The organism is Paraburkholderia caffeinilytica (assembly GCF_051027425.1).
Taxonomy (GTDB): Bacteria; Pseudomonadota; Gammaproteobacteria; order Burkholderiales; family Burkholderiaceae; genus Paraburkholderia; species Paraburkholderia caffeinilytica_A.
Genome location: NZ_CP186552.1, coordinates 3922558 through 3943150, shown reverse-complemented (window position 1 = coordinate 3943150; position 20593 = coordinate 3922558). Strand labels below are relative to the sequence as shown.

20 protein-coding genes are annotated in these 20593 nt (G+C 62.8%); 10 read left to right on the top strand and 10 right to left on the bottom strand.

The window, feature by feature from the left end:
* Positions 1-118: 118 nt before the first annotated feature.
* The 3 genes from ACOSV0_RS17475 to ACOSV0_RS17465 all read left to right on the top strand — a co-directional run bounded on the left by ACOSV0_RS17475 (position 119) and on the right by ACOSV0_RS17465 (position 2420).
* The gene (locus tag ACOSV0_RS17475) at positions 119-1354 is read left to right on the top strand and encodes a ribonucleotide-diphosphate reductase subunit beta (RefSeq protein ID WP_310813870.1); all 1236 of its coding nucleotides are present in this window, start codon (positions 119-121) and stop codon (positions 1352-1354) included.
* A gap of 85 nt (positions 1355-1439) precedes the next feature.
* The gene (locus ACOSV0_RS17470) at positions 1440-1766 is read left to right on the top strand and encodes a hypothetical protein (protein WP_434107376.1); all 327 of its coding nucleotides are present in this window, start codon (positions 1440-1442) and stop codon (positions 1764-1766) included.
* A 27-nt stretch (positions 1767-1793) separates the two neighbouring features.
* Positions 1794-2420 (top strand): histone H1-like repetitive region-containing protein, encoded by a 627-nt coding sequence (locus tag ACOSV0_RS17465; protein WP_434107375.1) that lies wholly within the window; start codon positions 1794-1796, stop codon positions 2418-2420.
* A 272-nt stretch (positions 2421-2692) separates the two neighbouring features.
* Here the strand turns inward: ACOSV0_RS17465 and ACOSV0_RS17460 are convergent, their stop codons facing one another.
* The 10 genes from ACOSV0_RS17460 to ACOSV0_RS17415 form a co-directional block, all read right to left on the bottom strand.
* Positions 2693-3169 (bottom strand): glycine zipper 2TM domain-containing protein, encoded by a 477-nt coding sequence (locus ACOSV0_RS17460; protein ID WP_434107373.1) that lies wholly within the window; start codon positions 3167-3169, stop codon positions 2693-2695.
* Between the two features lie 25 nt (positions 3170-3194).
* Positions 3195-4133, bottom strand: a complete 939-nt coding sequence (locus ACOSV0_RS17455) for a carbohydrate kinase family protein (protein ID WP_434107372.1) — start codon at positions 4131-4133, stop codon at positions 3195-3197.
* Positions 4134-4229: 96 nt separating this feature from the next.
* On the bottom strand, positions 4230-4730 hold the full coding sequence (gene tpx / locus ACOSV0_RS17450) for a thiol peroxidase (protein WP_434107370.1): 501 nt from the start codon (positions 4728-4730) through the stop codon (positions 4230-4232).
* 73 nt (positions 4731-4803) lie between these two features.
* Entirely contained in the window at positions 4804-6210 is a 1407-nt protein-coding gene (locus tag ACOSV0_RS17445) for a zinc-ribbon and DUF3426 domain-containing protein (RefSeq protein ID WP_434107369.1), read from the bottom strand.
* A 48-nt stretch (positions 6211-6258) separates the two neighbouring features.
* Positions 6259-7161, bottom strand: a complete 903-nt coding sequence (gene prmA / locus ACOSV0_RS17440) for a 50S ribosomal protein L11 methyltransferase (RefSeq protein ID WP_434107368.1) — start codon at positions 7159-7161, stop codon at positions 6259-6261.
* Between the two features lie 3 nt (positions 7162-7164).
* Positions 7165-8532, bottom strand: a complete 1368-nt coding sequence (gene accC / locus ACOSV0_RS17435) for an acetyl-CoA carboxylase biotin carboxylase subunit (protein ID WP_172160160.1) — start codon at positions 8530-8532, stop codon at positions 7165-7167.
* A 127-nt stretch (positions 8533-8659) separates the two neighbouring features.
* Entirely contained in the window at positions 8660-9127 is a 468-nt protein-coding gene (accB, locus tag ACOSV0_RS17430) for an acetyl-CoA carboxylase biotin carboxyl carrier protein (protein WP_434107367.1), read from the bottom strand.
* A gap of 76 nt (positions 9128-9203) precedes the next feature.
* The gene (gene aroQ, locus ACOSV0_RS17425; protein WP_030100935.1) at positions 9204-9659 is read right to left on the bottom strand and encodes a type II 3-dehydroquinate dehydratase; all 456 of its coding nucleotides are present in this window, start codon (positions 9657-9659) and stop codon (positions 9204-9206) included.
* A 194-nt stretch (positions 9660-9853) separates the two neighbouring features.
* A complete protein-coding gene (locus ACOSV0_RS17420; protein WP_434107366.1) occupies positions 9854-10402 on the bottom strand; it encodes a TlpA family protein disulfide reductase in 549 nt (182 codons plus the stop codon).
* Positions 10403-10413: 11 nt separating this feature from the next.
* Positions 10414-11067, bottom strand: a complete 654-nt coding sequence (locus tag ACOSV0_RS17415) for a UDP-N-acetylmuramate--alanine ligase (RefSeq protein ID WP_434107365.1) — start codon at positions 11065-11067, stop codon at positions 10414-10416.
* A gap of 212 nt (positions 11068-11279) precedes the next feature.
* Here ACOSV0_RS17415 and mpl point away from each other — a divergent pair, with 212 nt between their 5' ends.
* From mpl to ACOSV0_RS17380, 7 genes are all read left to right on the top strand, one after another.
* Complete coding sequence (gene mpl / locus ACOSV0_RS17410) at positions 11280-12686, top strand: UDP-N-acetylmuramate:L-alanyl-gamma-D-glutamyl-meso-diaminopimelate ligase (protein WP_434107364.1); 1407 nt, start codon at positions 11280-11282, stop codon at positions 12684-12686.
* Positions 12683-13285 (top strand): YqiA/YcfP family alpha/beta fold hydrolase, encoded by a 603-nt coding sequence (locus tag ACOSV0_RS17405; protein WP_434107363.1) that lies wholly within the window; start codon positions 12683-12685, stop codon positions 13283-13285. The genes mpl and ACOSV0_RS17405 overlap by 4 nt, the downstream gene beginning before the upstream one ends.
* Before the next feature lie 170 nt (positions 13286-13455).
* Positions 13456-15570: a ribonuclease catalytic domain-containing protein gene (locus tag ACOSV0_RS17400; RefSeq protein WP_434107361.1), complete on the top strand. Its 2115-nt coding sequence runs from the start codon at positions 13456-13458 to the stop codon at positions 15568-15570.
* A complete protein-coding gene (gene aroE / locus ACOSV0_RS17395; RefSeq protein ID WP_434107360.1) occupies positions 15567-16430 on the top strand; it encodes a shikimate dehydrogenase in 864 nt (287 codons plus the stop codon). The genes ACOSV0_RS17400 and aroE overlap by 4 nt, the downstream gene beginning before the upstream one ends.
* 72 nt (positions 16431-16502) lie before the next feature.
* A complete protein-coding gene (gene mtgA / locus ACOSV0_RS17390; protein WP_434107359.1) occupies positions 16503-17225 on the top strand; it encodes a monofunctional biosynthetic peptidoglycan transglycosylase in 723 nt (240 codons plus the stop codon).
* Positions 17226-18540: 1315 nt separating this feature from the next.
* Complete coding sequence (locus tag ACOSV0_RS17385) at positions 18541-19521, top strand: IclR family transcriptional regulator (protein WP_434107358.1); 981 nt, start codon at positions 18541-18543, stop codon at positions 19519-19521.
* Positions 19518-20579, top strand: a complete 1062-nt coding sequence (locus ACOSV0_RS17380) for a 2-dehydro-3-deoxygalactonokinase (protein WP_434107357.1) — start codon at positions 19518-19520, stop codon at positions 20577-20579. Before ACOSV0_RS17385 ends, ACOSV0_RS17380 begins: the two co-directional genes overlap by 4 nt.
* The last annotated feature ends 14 nt before the right edge of the window (positions 20580-20593 follow it).

Below are 20593 nucleotides of genomic sequence, written 5' to 3'. Positions count from 1 at the left end.
TGAACAAAGTGTTGTATGAACGTAGCAACGCGAATCGAAAACAGGATTTTTCATCAGCGAACTCTTTTATCGCTCGTGAAAAGATGGTACAAACCGTTCTAAATTGATGGTGACATTTATGCTCAACTGGGATGACGAGATCACTGCCGTAACTCCCTCGAGCGCTACGCAACAGAATGTGTTGCGCAACGCGGCGGGATCGGCTGTCGGTTCGCAAGTCGGAACGCGTTCCGCTCCTCACGCTCCCTCGGCTCAAGACGTCTTCGCGAACGACATCGCTGTCGCTCCCGTCGCTCATGTGACCAATGCGGCTGCTGAAACGGCTGCCGTTTCGGAAGCGCGGGTCAACGTCGCCGACAAGCGCATCATCAATGGCCAGACCGACGTCAATCAGTTGGTGCCGTTCAAATACAAGTGGGCCTGGGAAAAGTATCTGGCTGGTTGCGCCAACCACTGGATGCCGCAAGAAGTGAACATGTCGCGCGACATCGCTCTCTGGAAAGACCCGAACGGGCTGACCGAAGACGAGCGCCGCATCGTCAAGCGCAACCTGGGCTTCTTCGTGACGGCCGACTCGCTGGCCGCCAACAACATCGTGCTGGGTACCTACCGCCACATCACGGCGCCCGAATGCCGCCAGTTCCTGCTGCGCCAGGCGTTCGAAGAGGCAATCCACACGCACGCTTACCAGTACATCGTCGAGTCCCTGGGTCTCGACGAAGGCGAAATCTTCAACGCGTATCACGAGGTTTCCTCGATTCGCGCGAAAGACGAATTCCTGATTCCGTACATCCACGTGCTGACCGACCCGGCCTTCAAGACCGGCACGCTCGAGGCAGACCAGACCCTGCTGCGCTCGCTGATCGTGTTCGCCTGTGTGATGGAAGGCCTGTTCTTCTACGTCGGCTTTACGCAAATCCTGGCGCTGGGCCGTCAGAACAAGATGACCGGCGCGGCGGAACAGTACCAATACATCCTGCGCGACGAGTCGATGCACTGCAATTTCGGCATCGACCTGATCAACCAGATCAAACTCGAAAACCCGCAACTCTGGACGGCTGAGTTCCGCGCGGAAATCCGCGAAATCTTCCAGCAAGCGGTCGAACTTGAATATCGTTACGCAGAAGATACGATGCCGCGCGGGGTGCTCGGCCTCAATGCGTCGATGTTCAAGAGCTATCTGCGCTTCATCTGCAACCGTCGTTGCCAGCAGATCGGTCTCGATCCGCTGTACCCGAACGAGGAAAACCCGTTCCCGTGGATGAGCGAGATGATCGACCTGAAGAAGGAACGCAACTTCTTCGAGACGCGAGTGATCGAATATCAGACTGGCGGCGCGCTGACCTGGGAGTGATCCGGGTTCGTGTCGCAGATGCATTCATTTTGGGGATGCCGGCAGGCTTCGGCCGCGGCAATTTAGTTAGGAGCAGAACCGCCTGATGCAAATTGTGCCCGGTGCGCCGCGTGCCTTCGCGGCCCACAAACATGGCTGGCACTTTGCGAACCCTTCAGTGGGATGGGCAAACTTCCCCCCGGAAAAAGCCGCTGGCGTGAGCGTCGGTGGCCCGATCAAGCAATTGCCGGCGTTGAGATACAACGCTGACCAGATCTGGCGCGCGGTGCCCAAGGGCACGGCGCGCCTTACCGCATTCATTAGCGTAAGCGCGCAGCACCTGCGTACGCCGATGAATAGCCCGCTTCGTAGCGCGCGCCCTGAGAAGCGTCCGCGGGAAGCGGGTTTTGACGAAGGGTGTAGTTTGAACTGACTCTCATCTGAAAACCTGAAGGAGAAAATGATGGCAACTCTCAAGAAAGCCGCAGCTAAAAAACCCGCAGCGAAGAAGGCTGTAGCCAAGAAGGCTGCACCGGCTAAGAAGGCCGCTCCGGCGAAGAAAGTCGCTGCAAAGAAAGTCGCAGTGAAGAAGGTTGCAGCGAAGAAGGCACCGGCGAAGAAGGCAGCACCGGCTAAGAAAGCCGCGGTGAAGAAGGTTGCAGCCAAGAAAGTTGCAGTGAAGAAGGTTGCAGCGAAGAAGGCGCCGGCGAAGAAGGCAGCACCGGCTAAGAAAGCCGCAGTGAAGAAGGTTGCAGCAAAGAAGGCACCGGCGAAGAAGGCCGCAGCAAAGAAGGCGCCGGCTAAGAAGGCTGCTGCCAAGAAGGCTGCGCCTGCGAAAAAGGCTGCTGCCAAGAAAGCTGCGCCTGCGAAGAAGGCTGCCGCTAAAAAGGCTGCGCCTGCCAAGAAGGCTGCCGCGAAGAAGGCCGCTGCTCCTGCCAAGAAGGCTGCCCCTGCGAAGAAGGCTGTCGCCAAGAAGGCGGCTCCTGCACCCGCTGCGGCTTCTGTCTCGAGCGCACCGGCGGCGACGGTGAAAACCGCGCTGAACCCGGCAGCGGCATGGCCGTTCCCGACGGGCAGCCGTCCGTAACTGGCGGATGAGCGGTAGAAGTACTTCGACACGTCGTACTGTGTGTCGATGATCGAGTAGCGCTTACGTAGCAGCATGACCGAGCGCTACTCGGTCAGGGTCCCGTTGCCGGGTTTCTGGCGACGGGATTTTTTTGCCTGGACGAACGCACCGGCTAGACGAAGTGCTGCAAAATCGACAGGCGAAAAAAAACGCATGCACCGGGAAGGGCATGCGTTTGAAGTCGCCGCGGCGGCGCGCTTAAGCGTTGCCGCGCGAGAGGGGAAACCTGGTTAGTGCGTGACGCGCGTGACGCCGCCGCTCGAGAGCAGGCGGACGCGGTCGCCGGCGCGGAAGATTTCGCCGGTGGCGCTCTGCGTGATCGCCCGCATGTCGCCGTTATCGAGTCGCACGGTGATCTCGAGACCGTCGTGTACCGCGACGCCGTTCTCAACCGCATTGCCTGCCACCGCGCCGGCCAAACCGCCGATGATGCCCGTCACGATCGAACCGCGGCCGCCGCCGATCGCGCTGCCGGCCACCGCACCCAACGCGCCGCCGCCGATCGCACCCAGGCCGCTCGGCTGGCCGTTGTTCGAGCTGATCTTCACGGCCCGAACGCTGTCGACCGTGCCCATGCGGACCGTCTCTTCGCGCTGTGCCTGCGACGCCGTGTAGACATCCGCAGAACTGCTGTTGTACGCACACCCGGACATGGCCAGTGACCCGGCAATCAAGGCGGCCACTATCAGGCGACTCGTTGTTCTCATTCCCTAACTCCAATAGCTTGCGGTATTACTGCAGGTCGTATCCGAACGCCTGCTTGAACCGTTCGTTGATCTCCGCCCGGCTGGGCGCGTAGTTTTGCGGGCCCAGGTGTTCGATCTTCAGCGCACCCATCAGGCTTGCCAGACGCCCCGTGGTCGCCCAGCCAAGCTTGTTCTCGATGCCGTACAGCAAGCCGCCGCGGAACGCGTCGCCGCAACCTGTAGGATCGAGCACCTGCTGTGCCTTGACCGCCGGAATATCTTCGATGCCTCCGGCGTGATGGATCTGCGCACCGTGCTCGCCGAGCGTGATAACCAGCGCCTCGACCTTGCCGGCGATCTCTTCGATCGACCAACCCGTTTTGTTGCTCACCAGTTTGGCTTCGTAATCGTTGACAGCTACATAAGTAGCAAGTTCAATCATACGACGTAGCGACTCGCCGTCGAACAGCGGCAAACCTTGGCCCGGATCAAAGATAAACGGCACGCCGGCCGCGGCCAGATGCTCGGAGTGCTGGATCATGGCGTCGTAACCGTCCGGCCCGACGATGCCGAGCGTGATGCCCTTCGCTTCGTCGGCGCGGTTCAGATGCGCCTGCATCATCGCGCCAGGATGGAACGCGGCGATCTGATTGTTTTCCAGATCGGTGGTGATCATCGCCTGGGCCGAGGAGGTATCCGGCACCACGAGCACGTTCTCCGTCGACAGGCCGAGTTGCGCGAAGCGGTCCATGTAGCGTTGCGCGTCAATCGCGCCGAGCGCGCCCATGATGCGCGCGTCGCCACCGAGCAGATGCAGCGAGTAGGCGATGTTGCCCGCGCAGCCGCCGAATTCCCGGCGCATCGTCGGCACGAGAAAGCTCACGTTCAGGATGTGGACCTGCTCCGGCAGGATGTGCTCCCGAAAGCGGCCTTCGAAGGTCATGATGTTGTCGTAGGCGAGCGAACCGCAAATCAGCGTAGCCAAGGCGAGCGTTCCTGTAAAAATCTATAAAGAGAATAGGCGCGACGATGTGACAGCGCCGCGCATGAAGCGCGGCGCCGGGGTTCGTGCGCGAAGGTTTTACTTCAGTGCGGCGAGGGCTGCGTCGTAGTTCGGCTCGTTCTTGATTTCGCCGACCAGCTCAGCGTGCACGACCTTGTCGTTTTCGTCGACGACCACCACGGCGCGTGCCGTCAGACCCGTCAGCGGGCCGCTCGTCACGTCGACGCCGTAGGCTTGCGCGAACTCATGGCCGCGGAACGTGGACGCCGTCACGACGTTCTCGATGCCTTCCGTCGTGCAGAAGCGCGATGCGGCGAACGGCAGGTCGCCCGACACGACGATCACTGCCGTGTTGCTCAGCCTGGCTGCGGCTTCGTTGAACTTGCGGGTCGAGGTGGCGCACGTCGGCGTGTCGAGGCTCGGGACGATGTTCAGCACCTTGCGCTTGCCGGCGAAATCAGCCAGCGACACCGGCTTCAGATCCTTGCCCACCAGCGAGAAGGCAGGGGCATTCTGTCCCACGGTCGGGAACGTGCCGGCTACTTCGATCGGGTTGCCACCCAGCGTGACTTGACTCATGTTGTCGTGCTCCGAAAATTCGTCAGTAATGACGGTGAACACGCCCGGTCGGTGCCGGGCGTGCAAGGATGCGTTACGGATAAAAAATCTGTACGCGGAAATTGGACGCGACCGCATTGCCCGTGTCGAGATGGACGATCATGGTCTGGGTCGTATGCGCCGGCAGGCCGGCCGCGATTGGCGTGCCGGGTGGGACATAGTCTTGCGGCCACAGCACGCGGCGCACGGCGACATTGTTCTGGTCGTCGAGCAGCGTGAGTTCGATGGCAGGGTAGGCCAGCGCAACATTGAAGCGGTTGCGCAGCGGCATCTTCAGTTCGAGCTTGTGCGGGCCGTCGATCTGCCGCAGATCGGAGGGCTCGACCTGCAAGCCGTCGATGTCGTGCGGCGGCGTGATCTGGCAGCCGAGCTGCGCGCAGGCCTTCGCGTAGAGCGTCTGTGAACGCGGGAAGTAGACCTGCACGGTTTCGCGTTGCCACCAGGCGAGCTGCGCGAGCAGGGCGACAACCAGCAGCGCTGCGACGACCGAGCCCGCGATGATCCAGCCGAGGCGGCGCGGTTCGGCCGGGCGCGTCTCGCGTACTACCGGGAAAGGATCGACGTCGTCATGCACGGGCTGGACTGTGAAAGGTTCGCCGCTCGATCCAAATGAGGCTGCGCCCGGGCCATCTGGGGTGGCTGCACGTGAGCTGCCGCTGGTGCCATCTGCGCTCTGGCCGGCCGCTGCGCCTATGTTGGCCGCGCCTGCGGCGGCGCCAAAGCCGGCGCCACCTGAGACGGCCGCACCTGAGGTGGCCCCACCTAAGCCGGCCCCACCTAAGCCGGCCGCACCGAAATGCGGTTCATTGTCAGGAATCCCATGCAAGGCCGCCGGCTCGTTCAGAACCGGTTCATCTGCATGAGCAAATTGTTCGGCGGAGCGCTCGGTCTTGTGCCAGACCCGTGGCGCGGCTTCGGCCTGCGGATTGGCCGGCTGAGCGGAAGGCTCACGCGGGACGTCCACCGGCGCGTCGGGCTCGTAGGCAAAGGGTGCGAGCGGTGCGTCCGCGAGGACGGGCTCGTGGTCGTGAGGAATCGGCGTGGTAAAGGCGCTCGCCGGCAGTTCCGGCTCGGTGGCCTGGCGCGGCGTGAGCGCGACGCCCAAGCCGGTGGAAACCGGCTTGAAGGGCAGACTGCCGGCGTTGTGGAGCAGGCGGTTGTCGATCACGGCGTCGGCCGCGGGTGCCCACGGATTCCAGGCTTCTGCGCTGAAATCGGGGTCCTTGGCGCGTACACCTGACAAAGCCTCGATCGCCGCAGCCGCGGCAACCGGCTTGGCGGAGGCGAAGTCGCCGCCCTCGTTCAGTTCGAACAGGCTGCTCGACGCGTCGAATACTTCATGGCAATGCCCGCAGCGCACGAGCCCGCGGCGCAGCGCGAGCTGCGCCGGTTGCAGGCGGAAGACGGTTTCGCAGAAGGGGCAACGCGTTGCCAGGAGCATATTGAGCCGGTAAGCCGGGAGGCCGTTGGTTTGACAATACGCCTTATTCTAATGGCTTTCGCGGCGCGTTCCCGTGAGACATACCCAACCTTCGTGTTCGCGCCATACGCCGATGTCGATCCATCGTGCGTAGATCTGCGCCACCTCGTCCGCCTGCCGCGCCAGGATGCCTGACAACGCGATCCGTCCGCCTGGCTTGACCTTCGACGACAGCATCGACGCCATCAGCTTGAGCGGATTGGACAGGATATTGGCGACCACGATATCGAACTCGCCGGCCGGGCATGCGTCGGGCAAACCGTACGTGACTTCTACGCGGTTGCGCTCGCTGTTGTAGCGCGCCGATTCGACCGCCTGCGGGTCGATATCGATACCGTACACCGGGTTGGCGCCGCACTTCTTCGCGAGGATCGCGAGGATGCCCGAGCCGCAGCCGTAATCGAGCACGGATTGCTCCGCCTTCACCGATTGCTCCAGCCATTCCATGCACAGTCGTGTCGTGGGATGGCTGCCGGTTCCGAACGCGAGGCCAGGATCGAGCTCCAGCACGAGGGCGTTCGGGTCCGGCGCATCGTGCCACGAGGGCACAACCCAGATGCGCTCGCCGATCGAAATCGGATCGAATTGCGATTGCGTGAGACGCACCCAATCCTGCTCTTCGACTTCACGCACGGTGAACGAAGGTGCGGGATCGAGGCCCAGCTCATTGGCTGCCGCGGTGAGCAGCACGGCCGGCTCATGTTCCGGCGCGAGCAGCGCGATCACGCGCGAACGCTGCCACGCCGTGCGATCCGGCGTGAGACCGGGCTCGCCGAACAGCGGCTGCTCGTCGGGGGTGTCGGCGTCCGCATCTTCAACCGATACGGACAGCGCGCCCAACTCGAGCAGCGCGTCGGAGAACTCCTCCGCGTGCTCGCGTGGCAGCTCGGCGATCAGTTCCCGGTAGCTCATGACTTACGCTTCTTCCGGCGCGGCCTGCTGCTTCGCGGCCAACCGGTTTTCGAGGTAATGAATGCTGGTGCCGCCTTCGACGAACTTCGCGTCCAGCATCAATTCGCGATGCAGCGGGATGTTGGTCTGAATGCCCTCGACCACCATTTCCGACAGCGCGATACGCATCCGCTTGATCGCCTGCTCGCGCGTCGCGCCGTAAGCGATCAGCTTGCCGATCATCGAATCATAGTTCGGCGGGACGAAATAGCCATTGTAGGCGTGCGAATCGACGCGGATGCCGGGGCCGCCCGGCATATGCCACGACGTCAAACGACCGGGCGACGGAATGAACTTGAACGGATCTTCCGCGTTGATCCGGCATTCGATCGCATGACCCTTGAACACGATGTCGCGCTGACGGAACGCGAGCTTCTCGCCGGCCGCGATGCGGATCTGTTCCTGCACGATATCGACGCCCGTGATCAGCTCGGTCACCGGATGCTCGACCTGCACGCGCGTGTTCATTTCGATGAAATAGAACTCGCCGTTTTCGTACAGGAATTCGAACGTACCCGCGCCAAGATAGCCCATCTTCTTGCAGGCGTCCGCGCAGCGATCGCCGATGCGGTCGATCAGGCGGCGCGCGATGCCCGGCGCCGGCGCTTCTTCGATCACTTTCTGGTGACGGCGCTGCATCGAGCAATCGCGCTCGCCCAGCCAGACCGCGTTCTTGAACGAATCCGACAACACCTGAATTTCAATGTGCCGCGGGTTCTCCAGGAATTTCTCCATGTAGACCTGCGGGTTGCCGAAGGCACGGCCGGCTTCTTCGCGCGTCATGTTGACCGCGTTGACCAGCGCCGCTTCGGTGTGGACCACGCGCATGCCGCGGCCACCGCCGCCGCCGGCGGCCTTGATGATCACCGGATAGCCGACCTGGCGGGCAATTTTCACGATCTCTTTCGGATCGTCCGGCAACGCGCCTTCAGAACCCGGCACGCAAGGCACGCCGGTCTTGATCATGGTCTGCTTGGCGGTCACCTTGTCGCCCATCATCCGGATGGTTTCCGGGCGCGGGCCGATGAAGGTGAAGCCGGACTGTTCGACGCGCTCGGCGAAGTCGGCGTTTTCCGACAGGAAGCCGTAGCCGGGGTGGATTGCTTCGGCATCCGTCACTTCCGCCGCGCTGATCAGCGCCGGCATGTTCAGGTAGCTCAGATTCGAAGGCGCCGGGCCGATACAGACCGCCTCGTCGGCGAGCTTCACGTACTTGGCTTCCTTGTCGGCTTCCGAATAGACGACGACCGTCTTGACGCCGAGTTCGCGGCAGGCGCGCTGGATACGAAGCGCGATCTCGCCACGATTGGCAATGAGGATTTTTTCAAACATAGCGGATTTTCGACTCATCAATAGGCGCCCGGCTGATCACAACACGGGCTGCCTCAGCGGATCGGTCGCGCGCCCCGGATAGCAGGCGCGCGGGCGGCAGGCGCAAAAAAGCGCAAAGCGTGCCGCGTTAGCCGACCAGGAACAACGGTTGGCCGTACTCGACCGCCTGGCCGTTTTCGACGAGGATTTCCTTCACCACGCCGGACTTGTCCGACTCGATTTCGTTGAGCAGCTTCATTGCTTCGATGATGCAGATCGTCTGGCCTTCCTTGACCGTGTCGCCGACCTGGACGAACGGCTCGGCGCCCGGAGACGGCGCGCGGTAGAAGGTGCCGACCATCGGCGAGGTCACCACGTGGCCTTGCGGCACGACGGGGGCCGGCGCCGCGGGGGCGCTTGCGGCAGCGGGCGCTTCGCCGCCTGCGATCGGTGCCGGCTGCGCATATTGCGGCGCGTACGAAGCGGACGGTTGCACGTAAACCGGCGGCGCATTCTTGACGATGCGGACCTTGCCTTCGCCTTCAGTCACTTCGAGTTCGGAAATACCGGACTCCGAGACGAGGTCGATCAGAGTTTTCAGTTTACGTAGATCCATCAGGAGGCCCCTTTCAATGCGTAAAGTGCCGGCGCGTGCAATCGCAGTACCCGGCGCAAATTAGACGTGTTTGGAATCAGCCGCGCGACGAACCGGCGGACAGCCGGTCGAGCGCGAATTCGAGCGCGTACATGTACCCCTTCCAGCCAAGGCCGCAAATCACGCCCTCTGCCTGGTCGGAGAAATACGAGTGATGCCGGAACGGTTCGCGGCGATGTACGTTCGACAGATGAATCTCGACGAACGGGATGCCGACCCCCGCCAGTGCGTCCCGAATAGCCACGCTGGTGTGCGTGTACGCGGCGGGATTGATTAGTATGAAATCGGTTTTTTCAGTCCGGGCGGATTGGATGCGATCGACCAGGGCGCCTTCATGATTGCTCTGGAACGACGCGAGTTCGACGCCGGCGTCCGCTGCGCGGTCCGCCAGTGCCTGATCGATCTGCGGCAACGTCACGCGGCCATAGACCTCAGGTTCCCGGGTGCCGAGAAGATTGAGGTTGGGGCCGTGCAGTACCAGCAGTCGCGTCATGGTCGCTTCTTTTTCCGTGGAATTGGGCGCACTTTAGCGCTGATTAGAGAAACTTGTCTAGTTTCCTGCGCGTTCGGAGCGGACCCAGCGACCTTTCGTCGCCTCTCCGGGCGCCCATCTTCTCTCAAACTTGAGCGATTTGCGCGTAATTTCGCGCCTTTTGCCCTTATCTGATCGTCAAAAGAATGTGAAATTTAGAGCGTGTCGAGCGTCTGTTTCAGCGCTTGCGGGTCGATTTGCCCTAATTTTGTCGAGCGAATGTTGCCTTTTGCGTCAATAACGACGGTAAAGGGCAGGCCGCCGGCAGTATTGCCGAACGCTCGCGCGAGATCGGCGCCGCCGAATCCGGTCACGTAGACCGGGTAAGCCACTTTCACCTTCTGCAGGAACGACTGAACGTTTTTATCCGAATCGACGCCAAGTCCTACGAACTGGATTCCTTTCTTTGCATATTCGCGCTGAAGTTGCGAAAGAGCAGGCATCTCTTCGACGCACGGTCCGCACCACGACGCCCAGAAGTTGACGACGATTGGATGGCCTTTAAGCAAACTTAGCGATTGCGGCTTGCCGTCGACATTCGTGACGGGCGCGGCCCAGAGTTGCTCAACGGCACTTTGCGTGGAGCCGGGCTGCGCTGCGTGGGCGACATTGGGGTCGCCGTTCAGCCAATGATTGGCCAGCACCCCGCCGCCCGTCGCGGCGACCGCGACAAGCGCGCCCGCCAGAATCCGTCTCGTATTCATTCCAGCTCTGTCTAATTAGTTGAAGGGGTGACGCCGCTACTGTCGAGCAGCGCCTGAACCGCCTGCTGATTCGCGCGGGCAGTGCGGCCGCGCGCGTCGGCCCGGACCGCGCCACGTAAGTCGTCCGTTTCGTACAGGGCGACGTGGATGCCGGCCGGTTCCCCATCGCGCCCTTCGTTCGCGGGGCGCCAGAGGAAGCTCAGCGTTTCGACGTAGCCGCGGCCGGCAAAATGCCGCGTCTCCGAAACGTCGTACTGAATGTTGGCGTTCAGAAAATAGATGGCGACTTCTTTCGGGTTGTCGCAGAACACCTGAAGGTGAATATCCGAATGTTCGCCGGCTGTGCCGCCGAGCACCGCGCCGGTCAGATAAGGATTGAACGGCGCGAGCCGCTCCATCCAGTCGATGGCGATGCGGCGCAATCGCCGCAACAGCGCCGGCTGGCTGTCGCCCTGGAAGAGCGACTGATATTCACGGATTTCCTCTTCGATCTGGTCGTTATCCGGCAGCCATTCGCCGGCAACACGGCTCTCGCCGACTACCTGCCGTGCCGCTTTACGCTTGGCCGTTGCGTAGTCCAGACCGTCTTCAGCGATCATCCGGGCAGCCGCAATGGCGATTTCCTCGCGCACGCGCTGCGGATCGAAATGTGATTTGTGAACCATCTCTCAATCATACTAGAGATTGATGTCAGCCCTTTCTGGGCGGTTCGCGCCGGGTGCTTTGCGTGGGTGGGGCGGGCCGCTGCCTTGCCTGCCCCGTTCATAGGGCGATTCAGAGGCGTCGGTTACAATAGCGTCCTTTGCAGACGGTCGTTTCGACCGCTTCCTTGCACTCCCATCCCTCGCAAAATACGCCCGCGCGGCACGACAGGCTTATGCACATCCACATCCTCGGTATCTGCGGCACGTTCATGGGCGGACTCGCGGTCCTCGCGCGCGGCGCGGGTCACACCGTGACGGGCTGCGACGCCGGCGTCTATCCGCCAATGAGCACGCAGCTCGAGGCGCAGGGCATTCGTCTGATCGAAGGTTACGACGCCGGGCAGTTGAACGGCCTCAATGCCGACCTGTTCGTGATCGGCAATGTGGTAACACGCGGCAACCCGCTGATGGAAGCGATCCTCGATCGTGGCCTGCCGTACGTCTCCGGTCCGCAATGGCTCGGCGAGCACGTGCTGAACGGCAAATGGGTGCTAGCCGTGGCCGGCACGCACGGCAAGACCACCACCAGTTCGATGCTGACCTGGCTGCTCGAAGACGCGGGTCTCAATCCGGGCTTTCTGATCGGCGGCGTGCCGCTGAACTTCGGCGTGTCGGCGCGGCTGACCGATTCGAGCTTCTTCGTGATCGAAGCCGACGAGTACGACACGGCCTTCTTCGACAAGCGTTCCAAGTTCGTTCACTACCGGCCGAAAACCGCGATCCTGAACAACCTCGAGTTCGATCACGCCGACATTTTCCCGGATCTGGCGGCAATCGAAACACAGTTCCATCATCTGATCCGCACGGTGCCGGGCATCGGCCGGATCGTCACGAACGGTCGTGAAGACGCGCTGGAGCGCGTGCTGACGCGCGGTTGCTGGAGCGAAGTGGAGCGGTTCGGCGTGCAAGGCGGCTGGGAAATCCTGCCGGCGGAAGACGGCGTGCCGGTCGACGAGCGTTTCGCCGTCTATCACAACAGCGAGCGCGTCGGCGTGGTCGAGTGGCAGGTGCAGGGTGAGCACAATCGCATGAACGCGCTTGCCGCGATCGCCGCCGCGCGCCATGTCGGCGTGCCACCGGCGCAGGCGGCGAAGTCGCTCGCGAGTTTCCGGAATGTGAAGCGCCGCATGGAAGTGCGCGGCAGCGTCGACGGCGTGACCGTCTACGACGATTTCGCCCACCATCCCACGGCGATCGAAACCACGGTGGCCGGGCTGCGCGCCCGCGTCGGCCATGAAAATACGCGAATCCTGGCCGTGCTGGAGCCGCGTTCGAACACCATGAAGCTCGGCGTGATGAAGGCGCAACTGCCGGCGAGTCTGGCCGGCGCCGACCTGGTGTTCGGCTACGGCGCACCGGCCGGCCGCGACGCACTCGGCTGGAATCTCGGCGAAGCGCTCGCGCCGCTCGGCGGCAAAGCACAGGCGTTCGACAATCTCGACGCACTCGTCAAAGCGGTGGTTCACGCGGCGCGCCCCGGCGACCAGATTCTGGTGATGAGCAACGGCGGCTTCGGCGGCGTGCATCAGAAGCTGCTTGATGCATTGTCCACCGCACATTCCGCGCGAGGCACCTCGTGATCCTTTATCTGCACGGTTTCCGTTCGTCACCCAATTCGTTCAAGGCGCGCGTGCTGGCCGCACGTCTCGCCGAACTCGGCCGCAGCGATGAATGGTGCTGTCCGATGCTGCCGGTTTCGCCGTTCGAGACCGTGGCGCTCGCCGAATCGCTGGTGAAGGCCGCGAAACCGGACAACATCACGGTGATCGGCAGCTCGCTTGGCGGCTATTTCGCTACGCATCTGGCCGAAAAGCACGGCTGGCCGGCCGTGCTGCTGAACCCGGCAGTCGTGCCGCAGCGCGACCTGAGCGCCTATCTCGGTGAGCAGCCGTTATGGCACGGTGGCGGCAGCATCACGGTCGAGCCGCATCATCTGGACGAACTGCGCGCGCTCGGCGTCGCGTCGATCACGCGGCCCGAACGCTATTATTTGATAGCGGCCACCGGCGACGAAGTGCTCGATTACCGTGAAATGCTTGCGCACTATCCGGGCGCGCGCACTACGCTGATCGAAGGGAGTGACCACGCGATCAGCGAATTCGCACAATACGTCGACGATGTGCTGGCCTTTTGCGATGCCGAAGACGTCGAGCCGCCGGCGCCGCGCGAAGCGGCCTGACAGCCCCGACGATCCCGCAGCGAGGCCGTTGCGGATCACCAGAATCATGCCGCCGGCGCGCGCATCGCGCCGCGGATCCACTACCACGAACACGTTGCCGCGCACGCAGTGACCGATAGCTGAACCCAATCGGGCGCGCCGGCAGATGCAAGTCAGAACGAGAGTATTGAGTGAACGTTTTCTTCGAGGAATCGGGCAGTTTCAAGGCGGGCAGCGTGCTGTCGCGTCAGGGCGATGCGTTTCAGGTCGAGTTGCCAGGCGGCCGCCGCGCCAAGGTGCGCGCGAAAGATGTGTTGATCGAATTCGAAAAGCCGAGCGCCGGTGAGTTGATGCAGCAGGCGGACGCCGCGGCGCAGGACATCGATCTGGACTTCCTGTGGGAATGCGCGCCGGAGGACGAATTTCCGTTTGCCACGCTGGGCGCAGAGTACTTCGGCGAATCGTTTGGTTCGATCGAGCGCGCGGCGCTGGTGCTGCGCATGCACGGTTCGCCGGTGTACTTTCGCCGCAAGGGCCGCGGCATGTATCAGCGCGCGCCGCAGGAGCAACTCAAGATGGCGCTCGCCGGACTGGAGCGCAAGCGTCAGCAGGCGCTGGTGCAGGCCGGTTACGAAGACGAACTGAAGGCGGGCCGTCTGCCGGAAGGCTTCAGCGGCAGCAAGGCACTGGCTCTGCTCACGAGGCCGGACAAGAACACGATCGAATACAAGGCGCTCGAAGGCGCGGCAGCGGCGCGCGGCATCTCGCAGGCGCGGCTGATGCTCGAATGCGGCGGAATTCCGTCGGCGCGCGCGTTGCACGAGGCGAAGTTCCTCTCCGAGTTTTTCCCGCACGGCACCGGTTTTCCGCCGGTCACGGTCGGCACATTGCCGGAAGATCTGCCGGAAGCCGATGTACAGGCATTCTCGATCGACGACATCACCACCACTGAAATCGACGACGCCTTCTCCGTCGAGCATCTGGCCGATGGCCGTGTGCGGATCGGCGTACACATCGCCGCGCCGGCGCTCGGCATTGCGCGTGGCGACGACGTCGATGCGATCGCGCGCACGCGTTTGTCGACCGTCTACATGCCGGGCGACAAGATCACGATGCTGCCCGATAGCGTGGTGGAAGCGTTCACGCTGGCTGAGGGCGGCTTGCGGCCGGCACTGTCGCTGTATGTGATCATCAATCGCGAGACGCAGGAAATCGTGGCGAGCGAAACGCGCGCCGAGCGCGTGTTCGTGAAGAACAATCTGCGCCACAACACGCTCGACGAACTGGTCACCGAAGAGGCGCTCGCCGCCGGCACCGGCGATTATCCGCACAAGGAAGACATCGCCGTGCTGTGGCCGTTCGCGCAGGCGTTGTTCGAAAAGCGTCAGACCGCGCGCGCCGGTTACGGTCTGCGCCGCGAAGTGCAGCGCAACACCGATTTCAACTTCTACGTCGAAGGCGAGCACATCACGATTACGCCGCGCCGGCGCGGGTCGCCGCTCGACACGATCGTCGCGGAGCTCGCGATTCTCGCCAACTCGTCGTGGGGCGCGTTCCTGCACGACCACGGCGTGCCGGGCATCTACCGTACACAACGCGCGTTCGGCGCACCGACGGGCCCGAAACGCACCCGCATGCAGACCAACGCCGCGCCGCACGAAGGCCTCGGTGTCACGCAATACGCGTGGAGCACATCGCCGCTGCGCCGCTATGTCGACCTGGTCAACCAGTGGCAGTTGCTCGCCTGCGTGCAGCATGGCGTCACCGCAAAACTGGCCGCGCCGTTCAAGCCTAAGGACGCCGATCTGTTCGCCGTCGTGCAAGGCTTCGACGACACCTACAGCGCGTATGCCGATCACCAGCGCCGCATGGAGTACTTCTGGTGCCTGCGGTGGCTGAAGCAGGAGAACCGTAAGCAGGTGGTGGCGTCGGTGGTGAAGGGCGATCTGGTGCGTCTCGAAGAGATTCCGCTGCTGCTGCATGTGCCGGGTCTCGGCGTGCATGCACGCGGTACCCGCCTGCAGATGGAAGTGATGTCGATCGACGAACTGACTGTCGAAGCGTCCGTGCGCCTGTTGCACGTGCTCGACGCGCCGACGGTGACGACCGGCAGCGAAGCTGAAGAAGCCGACGAAGGTGAAGAGGAAATCATCGACGTCGCGGATGAAAGCGCCGAAGGCGAAGCCGAGGCGCAAGCCGAAGTGGATCTCGACGGCGGTGCGACCGAACCGGGTGACGCCGAAAACGGCGATGGCGCCAGCGATGCGGCAGCCGATCAGCAGCATGTCGCGGAGCCGGGACGATGAACGCGAGCGATTCACGCGACCGCTACGCGGTGATCGGCAACCCGGTCGGTCATAGCAAATCGCCGTTCATTCATGGCCGCTTTGCCGCGCAGACCGGCGAGCCGATCGAGTACGGCCACCTGCTCGCGCCTGTGGATGCATTTGTGCCGCATGTGCGCGCTTTTATCGACGCGGGCGGCCGCGGGATGAACGTGACGGTGCCGTTCAAGCTCGACGCACACGCGTTCGCCGACACCTTGTCGCCGCGCGCCGCGGCGGCCGGCGCGGTGAACACACTGCGGTTCGACGCGAGCGGTGTTTACGGCGACAACACCGACGGCTTCGGCCTCGTGCGAGACATCGAAGTGAATCTTGGCGTTTCGTTGAAGGGGGCGCGGATTTTGCTGCTCGGCGCGGGCGGCGCCGCACGTGGCGTTGTGCTGCCGATGCTGGATCGCGCGCCGCATACGTTGACGATCGTCAATCGTACGGCGGCGAAGGCCGAAGCGCTCGTCGGCCAGTTTGCGCAAGCCGCGGGCGATGCCGCTTGCCGTCTGACCGGCGGCAGCGCGCGAGCGATCGAGGCGGGCGAGTACGACGTGATTGTCAACGCGACGGCGGGCAGTCTGGATGCGTCGTTGCCCGAGTGCGACGACCGCGCGTTCGGCACCGGCACGCTTGCTTACGACATGATGTACGGCGCGCATCCGACGGTGTTCATGGAGCACGCGCAGAAGCTGGGTGCACGTGGCGCCGACGGTCTCGGCATGCTGGTCGAGCAGGCGGCCGAATCGTTTTTCGTGTGGCGAGGGGTGCGGCCCGATGGCGCGCCGGTGCTGGCCGAATTGCGCGCGCTGTTGACGGCGCCGTCGCACGGCTAGATCACCGCTTTAATTTCCGGAATACCCGACTCACCAACACACAGGTTCACCGACTCGAGGACTCCAGGCACGATGAAAACAACACGGCGCGCGAGCCGGCCGGGTCCGGCGCGATGGATCGTTTATCTCGGCGCCGTGGTGGCGATTGCATGGCTTGCGACGCAGGCGTTTTACTTCGCGCAGATCGCAGTGTGGAATTACGTGAATCCCCAGTCGACCGCTTTCATGCGGTCGGACGCGTGGCGGTTGTCGCAGGATCGACCTGATTTGTCGGTGCAACACACGTGGGTACCGTATGAGCAGATTTCACACAATCTGAAGCGGGCGATTATCGCTTCCGAAGACGCGAACTTCGTGAATAACAATGGCTACGAGACCGATGCCATTTTGCAGGCGTGGGAGCGGAACAAGAGCAAGGGCAAGATTGTTCGCGGCGGTTCGACGATTACCCAGCAGTTGGCGCGGAATCTGTTTTTGTCGCGGGAGAAGAGTTATATCCGCAAGGGTCAGGAATTGATCATTACGTGGATGCTTGAGACGCTGATGGACAAGCAGCGGATCTTTGAGATTTATCTCAACTCCGTTGAGTGGGGGAATGGAGTTTATGGCGCGGAAGCGGCCGCGCATTATTACTACAAGACGTCGGCTGCCAAATTGACTGCTGGGCAGTCGGCCCGGTTGGCGGTGATGCTGCCGCAGCCTAAGTATTTTGATGAGCACAGGGGCTCGGGGTATCTGGCGCAGCGGTCGCGGGTGATTGCGCGGCGGATGGGGGCGGCGGAATTGCCGGATTAAGGGTTTGGTTTTGCCTGGTTTGGTTGTCTGCGCGACGCTTTCTTGTCTGGTTGCCTGCGGCGTTGGCCTTTCCTTGAATTGTTATTGGTTTATTAGCGTCGCCCCTGTGCGGGGCAGGCACCTACTTTTCTTTGCCTGCTGCAAAGAAAAGTAGGCAAAAGAAAGCAGCTCACACCGCTAATTCTTAAGCGGGTCCCCCGCACAGCCACGGTAGTGGTGCATCTGGAATCTGTGCCCTCGCACATTCGACGTTCGTGACAAGGCCGTCATACTTCCGGCGGCGCTGCGCGCGCCGATGCGCAGTTCATAGAACTAATCTCCGCGTTTTGGCTTTCATGCTCCGTCCGGCGCTCCGCCGACGCGAGCCGATATTTCCCATCACACCCGAACAAACCCCATTGGTTTCCCGCGCGACTCCGTCATAGCCGAGGCAGAGCCGACGGTCCCACCGGACTCAAACGAAGTCCCCTGATTTCCCATGCGGACCCATCCGCGACGCACGCAGTGCGAAGTGGGAGCGGATGAGCCCTTTGTCACTAGCGCTGAATGCGCTAGGACACAGATTCCAGATGCACCACTACCGTGGCTGTGCGGGGGACCCGCTTATAAGCTCGCGGTGTGAGCTGCTTTCTTTTGCCTACTTTTCTTTGCAGCAGGCAAAGAAAAGTAGGTGCCTGCCCCGCACAGGGGCGACGCTAATAAACCAATAACAAAACAAGGAAAGGCCAACGTCGCAGGCAGCCAGACAAGAAAGCGTCGCGCAGACAACCAAACCAGGCAAATTCCAACGCCGCAGGCAAACAAGAAAGCCCCGACTAGGCAAACAGATCAGAGAAAGGCCACCGCCGTAGGCGAACAGATAAACAAGCGCCAAGCGGGCAAACAAATCAAGGAAAGGCCACCGCCGTAGGCAAACAACCCAAGCAAAGACACCACAACAGAAGAGAAGAAGACCCAACCAGAAACCGCCCCTTGCGGCAATCAAAAGCAAAAGCCGTGCGGCAGCCCCGGCCCCAACCCCACCTCCAAGCCCACGGCAACAAAAAAATCCCATTATATGAATCAAAAACTCACATATTGGAGCTTTCTCAAAAACCGCCCTACAATCCAACCCAACACGCACCGTGAGCCGGAACCCCCGGCACCACCCTGCGGCAGCAAGAAAAAACCGGAGACAAGCCAAACCATGCCTAACACCCAAAGGCAGCACCCGTATGCCCGCGCCACCGGCAACACGTACCGTGCCGCGAGCAGAACCGGCGTCCTCTCCGGCCCCGCGCTGTAAGCGCAAAAAACCACCGAAAAGCCAATCGCCATGAACAAAGCGATGCCCACTCACGCCGTCCGCGCGTCCGAAGCCGATCTCGCATCACAAGCCGATCACGCTTCCAGCGCCGCGCCGCGGCAGGCTGCCAATGCTGCGAAGGTTTCACGCGCCAGCGTCCAGCATCCGCCCGTGATCGACGAAATCGCGTTGCCGAGCACGCTGCTCGACGTCACGCCGCAACAAGCCGGCACGCAAACGCTGCTGCGCGGCCTCGCGATTCTGGAAGCCGCCGCCGCCGGCGTGCGCGATCTGCGTACCTTCGGCGCCGCGCTCGGCACGACCCGCAGCACCACGCATCGGCTGGTGAGCAGCCTCGTGCAGGCGCGCTACCTGCGGCAAGTGCAAGGCGGCTATCTGCTCGGTCCGAAGCTGATCGAACTCGGCACCATCGCGCTCGAACAGATGCCGCTCACCGCAGTCGCGCGTCAGCATCTCGAATCGCTCGCCGAGCAGACACTCGACACGATTCACCTCGGCGTGCGCGATGGCGACGACGTGCTGTACATCGACAAAATCCCCGGCACCCGTGGCCTCGAAATGCGTTCGCGCGTCGGTCACCGGATGCCGCTGGCGTCGACGGGTATCGGCAAAGCCATGATGCTCGACCTCACGCCGGACATGTGGCAATCGCTCTTCGAAGCATCGCGGCGCGCGCTCGCCGGTGTCAGTTTCAAGCCGGATAACCGCCCGGACGCGGTGACCTTCATGCAGCGTATGACCAACTACGCTGCCGGCGGCTACACCTTCGATCTCGAAGAGAACGAGGCGTCGATCCGTTGCGTCGCGGCGCCGGTGCGCGATGCGTCGGGTGCGGTGGTGGCCGCGCTGTCGGTGGCGAGCACGATTCCGTATATGTCGCTCGAACGCATGGATGAACTGATTCCGGTCGTGCAGCGCGAAGCGCGCGCGATCTCGGAAGAACTCGGCTGGCGTGCCCCGCAACCCACAACCCGCAGGATCAAGCGATGACGCAAGCGGGTTCTCACACGCACGCGGTCAATCCGGTGAATGACGCCGTCGCGACCGCCGACGCCAACCTCCAGCACGCAGCGCTCATTGCGCTCGACTGGGGCACGACCTCGCTGCGCGCCTATCTGTACGACGCGGCCGGCAAGGTGCTGGCGACGCGGGCATCGACGGCCGGCATCATGAACTTGCCGCGTAGCGCCGAACACGGCGGCTTCGACGCCGCCTTCGACGACGCGTGCGGCGCCTGGCTGGAGCAGACGCCCGCCATGCCGGTGATCGCAGCCGGTATGGTCGGCAGCGCGCAAGGCTGGGTCGAAGCGCCCTATGTCGACGCACCGGCGAGTGCCGATGCGCTGGTGGCCGGCATCGTCCGGGTAAAAGCCGCGTGCGGCGCGACGCTGCACATCGTGCCGGGCGTCCTGCAACGTGGCGAACTGCCGAACGTGATGCGCGGCGAGGAAACCCAGATCTTCGGCGCACTCGGTCAGGAGACGGGCGCCGTGGACAGCAGCACGCGCACGCTGATCGGCTTGCCTGGCACCCACGCGAAATGGGCTGTCGTGGAAGCGGGGCGCATCGAACGTTTTCATACCTTCATGACCGGTGAGGTGTTCGCGGCATTGCGCGAGCACACCATCCTCGGCCGCACGATGGTTACGCCCGATCGTCCCGATAACGAAGCATTCCTGCGCGGCGTGGACATCGCCCGTGACAAAGGTCAGGCGGGCATGCTGGCCACCGTATTCAGTTCACGCACGCTCGGCCTTACCGGACAACTTTCGCGCGAACAGCAGCCGGACTATCTGTCGGGCTTGCTGATCGGACACGAACTGGCCGGTCTCGAGGCCGTGCTCGCGCAACAGCAAAACTCGCTCGCCCGGCAGCACTTGCGTCTGATCGGCAATGAAGCGTTGTGCGAACGCTATCGCGTGGCGCTCGCGCAATTTGGCTGCACGCATGCGGAACAGGTGAAACACGCTACCGAGCGCGGGTTGTGGCGCGTCGCCACCCAGGCGGGGCTCGTCAATCCCGCGCCTCAAGCGGCGCACGCCGGCTAACCGGCAGCGCCGCC